The 1,388-nt window shown below is 53.5% G+C and carries 2 protein-coding genes; both read left to right on the top strand.

What is annotated here, in order from left to right:
* Positions 1 to 436, top strand: a 436-nt coding sequence (locus ACP5VX_RS05370; protein ID WP_428724862.1) for a carbohydrate kinase family protein, incomplete at its 5' end; no start/stop codon positions are given.
* 111 nt (positions 437 to 547) lie between these two features.
* Positions 548 to 1,388 (top strand): hypothetical protein (locus tag ACP5VX_RS05365; protein WP_428724861.1); only part of this gene is annotated, 841 nt, incomplete at its 3' end.

Below are 1,388 nucleotides of genomic sequence, written 5' to 3'. Positions count from 1 at the left end.
GGGGCGCCTGATATCGAAGAGGCCCTGGAGCGAGTTAGAGAGGGTCATAAAGAGGGTGAGAGCAGTACTCGCCAACGAACAAGAGTACCAGAACATGACGGGGGTAAGCGACTACAAGCAGGCAGCCTCCAAGGTGCTGGAGGCGGGGGCAGAGATCGCGGTGGTGAAACGGGGTGAGAAAGGGGCCTACCTCAAGACCAGGGATGTCGAGGAGGAGGTCCCCGCTTTCAGTGTAAGAGAGGTCGTCGACACGACTGGCGCAGGCGACGCATTCGCGGCAGGGTTTATCGCGGGCCTGCTACGGGGTTACAGCTTGAGGAAAGCGCTCTCTTACGCCAACGCTGTCGCAGCCCTTAAAATCACAAGGCTGGGCTCGCACGAGGCCCCCAGCCACGAGGAGGTCGTGGACTTCATCTGGGAGAAAGGAATTGTATAGATTTAATCAGTCTTTTAAAAACGGTTGATTAGGAAAAGCATGTCAGGGATGAAGGTTTTAGAAAAAGGTTAAAACTCACGCCTCTATGAGATATAATCTTGGGGGTAGTGAATGAGTAGTTCTATTGTGAAAGTATCCTACATACTCCTACTAGCGATCCTAGTAGCTCCCCTCATATCTTACACAGCTAGCACCCCGGCACCCAAGCCTATCACGCCTCCAGCGTCTACTACGGGCGTAACGCAGGAGATACAGGGAGGTAACTACACATATGCTACGACGATCGAGCCGGCTATAGTGGTGTTCGGCGGTAAGGTCTACGTCCCCTATATCAACGTCTCTAACCCTACGTACGCGGAGGGCAACGTGAGCCTGTATATATATGACCCGGCGACCAACACTGGCACGCAGCTCGCAGTCGACACCTCCGGTTTAGCTATCGACGTGAACGCCGTTGCCGGCAAGGACTCGATCCTGATAGCTGTGACGGAGTTCCCGAGCACAGCGACCTACAGGGACTTGTACGTATACCTGTACAACGTCACCGAGAAGAAGCTTGTAGGCCCCTTCACAGTATCGGCTACTAAGTACTTCGAGGAGTACCCCGTGGTTGCCTACAACCCTATCGTGGACATGTACGCGGTAGCCTACTTCCTCTCGGGCACTACAGCGTCGCCTCTGCCAATTACGCAGTTCAATGTCACTTTATTGAAGTTCTCGGGCGACACTGTTGTGACCAACATTACAGTAGGGCCGTTCACGACTATTGGGGCGAACATCAGTTACACGACCGTCTCGCTGCAGATCGCCCCGTTCCTCAACGGCTTCGTATTCATGCACCAGATAGTTAACAACACTGACACAACTAACAGGGACATAGCTATACACTTCATAAAGCCGGACGGGAGCTACGTAGACTTGCCCACAATAGTCACGCCTGGCGAGAACGAGA

This window comes from Thermogladius sp., assembly GCF_049970955.1.
Classification (GTDB): Archaea; Thermoproteota; Thermoprotei_A; order Sulfolobales; family Desulfurococcaceae; genus Thermogladius.
This window is presented reverse-complemented; position numbering and strand designations above follow the sequence as displayed.